Source organism: Rhizobium sp. SG2393, assembly GCF_042610495.1.
In the GTDB taxonomy this organism is placed as follows: Bacteria; Pseudomonadota; Alphaproteobacteria; order Rhizobiales; family Rhizobiaceae; genus RU20A.
Window position 1 is genome coordinate 1 of the sequence record NZ_JBHGAP010000018.1, and the last position, 4989, is coordinate 4989.

Here is a 4989-nt window from a genome sequence, read left to right on the forward strand (position 1 = left end):
ACCAAACGCGCTCGGCGCGGGGTGGAGCAGCCCGGTAGCTCGTCAGGCTCATAACCTGAAGGCCGCAGGTTCAAATCCTGCCCCCGCAACCAAATTCCTCACAAACAAAACCCATTCGGGAAAACAAACCAGAAGCTTCTCAGCGTAAGCGCCGAGGAGCTTCTTGCGTTTGCAAACAGGGGCAAGCTCCAATGACCCGCAAGCCGGCTCAGGAGAGCGTTGTGGGCGGCGGCTACGAACTGCTGCCGCATCACGTCGATCACATCCATCGACGCCATGATCATCGCGATGTCGCCATGCGCCTGGATTGATGCCGGCTGATGACCGGGCGTCTGGCCGATCTCCACCGTCTGGATGAGATCGCGCACGACCGGCATCAGGCGGCGCTTGGCCTGCTCGTCGGCGTTGTTGCGGGCGAGGAAGAGGAGCTTGCGGATGGCGATCTCCATGTTCTGCGGATTGGACTGCGCCTTCAGCCTGTCGATCTTCTCCGAGAAATCCTCTGCCGGCGTCTCAAGGCCTGCACGTTCGGCGACCAGCTTCTCTCGTGTGACTTCCAGTTCATCGAGCTGGTCGTCGAGGATGGCGAGGCGCGGCCGGCCTTCGAGGGTCCGCTCCTGGATCTGCTGCATCAGGCTCGCCTGTGTCGCCTTGATACTTGCCAGTTCCGCCGCGACCTCGTCCTTGCGGGAGGGCGCGTTCTTCAGCTTCCCCACCTCATGCGCGATCATCTTCTGCGAAATCCGCTCGAAAATATCGATCGAGTAGAAGGCGATGGGGATGCAGTTCGGCACGCGCTCCTCGAGTTCGTGGCGGGTGATCGTCTTGCTGTTGCCGCAGCAGGCGCCGCCAAGCTCATCGATCGGCAGCCGCTTTTTGCGGTTGGTGCAGCTATGGCGATCCTTGCCGCTGATCGCGTAAGGGCCGCCGCATTCGACGCATTCCAGCATCCGGCTCAACCGATACTCCCAGCGATGCGTCGCGTTGAGCCGGTTGGTGTTCGCCGCGTCGTCGTCCTCGCGTGCTTGTGTCTGCTTCTTCTTGACCCGTTCCCACAGGTTGTCGGACGCGATCCGCAGTTCGGGGCGGTCATGCGGCACCCAATGCTCCTGGTCGTTGGCGCGCGAGATCCGCCTCTCCCTCGTCGGCTCCTTGCGGTCGTTCTGCCTGTTCCAAACGGCCTTGCCGACATAAAGGACGTTGTTCAGGATGCCGGTGCCACGGCCGACATGACCGCGGATCGCCGTATCACGCCATTTGCGGCCACGCGGTCCGAGGATGCTTTCGATGTTCAAGAGCTGCGCGATGACGCGCGGCGACATGCCGTCGGCGTAGAGCTGGCAGATGCGGCGCACGATCTATGCATTCGCAAGGTCAGTACGCCACGGACATATCCAGCGCTTGTAGAACAAACCTCTTGAGCGGTCTCAATTCGGCGCAGAACAGCCACTGTTTTCAGGAAATAATGGTGTCCACGAGAGGATTCGAACCTCCGACCCCAGGATTCATACCACTTCGGCTTTCGCCGCCGCTTCCGCGTTCGTGGTCTGGACTGTCCCTTCACCATGGGTTTGAAGCCGTTAGGTGCCGCCCGTCCAGTCTCTACACACTTCCCCGGATTTCTCCGGGGCTTGGCTCGGGATTGGCATGCTGGAAGCCCAGCGAAGCGTTCCCCGACTTTGAGCAGTTTGATTGTATAGGTTTCCCAGTACAACCCCCAATTAAGGAATCCTGTGCTCTATCCTGCTGAGCTACGTGGACAACGCATCCTCCTTAAAACAGAAGCCCCGGCGGATCAACGGTCAAGAGTCGGTGCGGGGTCGATTGCGGAAGTTTCCGCCACGGGGCGGGACGAAGGGGCTGGTCGGTTGCGTTTCAAGTCGCTATCACCGTCGGGCATCTCAGCAAATGCGTCGATGGCACGGGCGGAAAGGCAGCCGGGAATCCATGCGGATCGGGATAGACTGGGGCGGCACCAAGATCGAGGTCATTGCCCTTGCAGAGGACGGCGCCGTCAGGGCGCGCCATCGCGTTGCGACGCCGAAGACCGGATATGAGGATTGCATCCTGGCCGTGCGGGACCTGGTGGCGTTGGCGGAGGCGACGGCTGGCGAGGCGGGCACGATCGGCATCGGCATTCCCGGCAGTCCCAATCCCCGAACAGGACTGGTCCGCAATTCCAATGCCGTTCTGATCAACGGCAAGCCACTTGGCCGCGACCTTGAGACCGCGCTCTCCCGTCCCGTAAGGATCGCCAACGATGCCAATTGCCTGGCTGTTTCCGAGGCCGTTGACGGCGCGGGGCGGGATGCGCGCGTGGTCTTCGGAATCATTGTCGGGACTGGTCATGGGGGTGGCATTGCCATAGACCGCAAGGTCCATGCCGGCTTTCAGGGCATCGCGGCCGAGATCGGCCACTATCCCTTGCCGTGGATGCGGGCGGAAGAATATCCCGGCCATCGCTGCTGGTGCGGCAAGCATGGCTGCCTTGACATGTATGCCTGCGGAACCGGACTCGAACTCGACTACCTGACAACGACCGGCGTCGAAAAGCGCGGCGCCGATATCGTCGCCGACATGCGTGCCGGCGAGGCAAATGCCCGTGATGTCTTCGACCGTTTTGTCGATCGGCTGGCACGCAGTCTCGCGCTGCTGACCAATATCGTCGACCCCGATGTCTTCGTTCTCGGCGGCGGGCTTTCCAATGTCGATGAGGTTTATGGAGCCCTGCCGGCCCGTATCGAGACCTATCTGTTTGGTGACAGCTTTGCCACACCGATTCGAAAGGCGGAGCATGGCGACAGTTCGGGCGTGCGCGGGGCGGCCTGGTTGTGGCAGGATTGACGGCAATCAACGGATACGCCACTGCGTGGCGGCACCAAGGGGGATGGAATGGCGGTCGATGAGGATCTGGCGAAAATCGCCGAGCAGGAAGCCGAGCTGGTGTTCGACAGTTTCGACCCGCATGTCGCCTTTGCATTGGGAACGTTGACGCGCGACCTGGCGATCGAGCGCAAGCTCGGCATCGTCGTGGATGTCACCCTGTTTTCGATGCCGCTCTTCTATGCGGCGCTGCCGGGATCGCTGCCCGACAATTTCAACTGGGTGCGCCGCAAGCGCAACACGGTGTTCCGGTTCCTGCGGGCGAGCTACGCGACGGGCATGATGCTGTCCAAGCAGCAGGTGACGTTGGCCGGCAAGTTTGGCCTGCTGGAGGTGGATTACGCTGCCCATGGCGGCAGTTTCCCGATCGTGGTGAAAGGGGCGGGCTGCATTGGCGCGCTGACCGTTTCCGGTCTGCCGCAGCGGGAAGACCATCAACTGGCGGTCGAAGCACTCTCGCACCAGCTCGGCAAGGATTTCGCCAGCCTTCGGCTGGCATGAGGTTTTCAGCCGCCGGAGCGGTCGAGCCGTCTCCGGCTTTTTCAGCCTGAAGGGATCTGGCCTGCATGGCGTGGGTCGCTTCGAACATAGTTCTTATCGTTGGAGAGATTGGATGACGACAGTGACGGCCCTTCAGGCTGTTTCCGAGCGCCTGAACACCTGGCTTTTCGAGCGGGCGCTGCCCCTGTGGCGTGAGCGCGGTTTTGGCGGCGTCGATACCGGTTTTGTCGAGACGATCGACATGACAGGCCAACCGACCGAGGCCAACCATCGCGCTCGCGTTCAGCCGCGTCAGGTCTATTGCTTCGCGGAAAGCGGGCATCGCGGATGGTCGGGTGACTGGCGCACGCCTGCCGAGCAGGGCCTTGAGGGCTTCGATCGCATTTTCGGCCGGCCTGACGGCCTCTACGGTGCGCTGGCGGATGCCCGGGGTACGCTCATCAATGACGGCTTCGATCTCTACAACCACGCTTTTGCCTTCCTCGCCTTCTCGCATCTGGCGGATGCCATTCCGCAGCGACGCGCCGAAATGGCTGAGCGCAGCCGGCTCCTGCTGTCGAAAATCGAGGCGCGCTGCCGGCATCCGGAGGCCGGCTTCCATGAGGATGACCCGCCGCGCTTCCCGCTCGGCTCCAATCCGCACATGCATCTTTTCGAGGCCGCGCTGTCCAGCGAGGCAACCGATGGGTTCGACACGGTCACCTGGTCAAACCTGACCGACGAAATCGCCGACCTCTGCCTCACCCGCTTCATCGATGCCGAGACAGGCGCCTTGCGCGAGTTCTTCGACGCGGATTGGGCGCCGTTCGAGGGCGAGAAGGGGCGTGTTGTCGAGCCCGGCCACCAGTTCGAATGGGCCTGGCTGCTGACGCGCTATGGCGAACGCCGCGGCCGCGCCGACGCTCTTGCGGCCGCGCGGCGCCTGTTCGAGATCGCCGTCGGCCCCGGCGTGTGCCCGACGCGCGATGTTGCGGTGATGACGCTGGACGACACGTTCGCCGTCATCGATCCGATCGCGCGCCTGTGGCCGCAGACGGAATGGCTGAAAGCGGCCATTCGCTTTGCGGCCCTGACGGAGGGAGAGGAGCGCGCCGCCTATCTCGCCTCGGCCGAACGTGCGGCTGCCGCACTGGATCGCTTTCTCGCAACGCCGATTGCCGGCCTTTGGTTCGACAAGATGCGTCCGGACGGCAGCTTTGTGGATGAAGCGGCGCCGGCCAGCACATTCTACCACATTGTCTGCTGTATCTTTGAACTCAAGGATTGCCTGGAGCGGATGACAGCGCAGCAAGGATGATCGAGACTTTCGGTTCTCTCGGAATCAGCAACACGACCGGGCAGGGGATGTCCGGTCGTTTGTGTTTTCGGGCGAGGTGAATGCGCCGCGTGGCCGGTCGATGGCTCTGCGTGCTGCATTTCCCTCGATTTCCGCGCTGTTTCCGCCCTTCCTTTTGTTTACCGTTTGGACAAATCCTGATTTTTTTGTTTTCTTACAATGTGTTGTGATTTTCTGTCATTTTTCTGAGATGTTTTCGTTGACAGGTTGGGTGGGTGTGAGTAGAAACCGCTTCACAGAACGAGGGCGGCGGCGCTGCTAGCGACGGA

General features: G+C 61.9%; 4 protein-coding genes and 1 tRNA gene. 4 read left to right on the top strand and 1 reads right to left on the bottom strand.

Features of this window, described 5'->3' with window-relative positions; all coding sequences use genetic code 11:
- The first annotated feature begins 15 nt into the window (after window positions 1–15).
- Window positions 16–92 (top strand) — tRNA-Met (locus tag ACED18_RS20460).
- Between the two features lie 6 nt (window positions 93–98).
- Here ACED18_RS20460 and ACED18_RS20465 read toward each other — a convergent pair.
- A complete protein-coding gene (locus tag ACED18_RS20465; RefSeq protein WP_377295444.1) occupies window positions 99–1355 on the bottom strand; it encodes a recombinase family protein in 1257 nt (418 codons plus the stop codon).
- A 592-nt stretch (window positions 1356–1947) separates the two neighbouring features.
- On the opposite strand from ACED18_RS20465, the gene ACED18_RS20470 reads away from it, so the two are divergent.
- The 3 genes from ACED18_RS20470 to ACED18_RS20480 all read left to right on the top strand — a co-directional run bounded on the left by ACED18_RS20470 (window position 1948) and on the right by ACED18_RS20480 (window position 4681).
- Window positions 1948–2844 (top strand): ROK family protein, encoded by an 897-nt coding sequence (locus tag ACED18_RS20470; RefSeq protein ID WP_377295445.1) that lies wholly within the window; start codon window positions 1948–1950, stop codon window positions 2842–2844.
- Window positions 2845–2892: 48 nt separating this feature from the next.
- Window positions 2893–3384: a heme-degrading domain-containing protein gene (locus tag ACED18_RS20475; RefSeq protein WP_377295446.1), complete on the top strand. Its 492-nt coding sequence runs from the start codon at window positions 2893–2895 to the stop codon at window positions 3382–3384.
- A 112-nt stretch (window positions 3385–3496) separates the two neighbouring features.
- Window positions 3497–4681: an AGE family epimerase/isomerase gene (locus ACED18_RS20480; RefSeq protein WP_377295447.1), complete on the top strand. Its 1185-nt coding sequence runs from the start codon at window positions 3497–3499 to the stop codon at window positions 4679–4681.
- The last annotated feature ends 308 nt before the right edge of the window (window positions 4682–4989 follow it).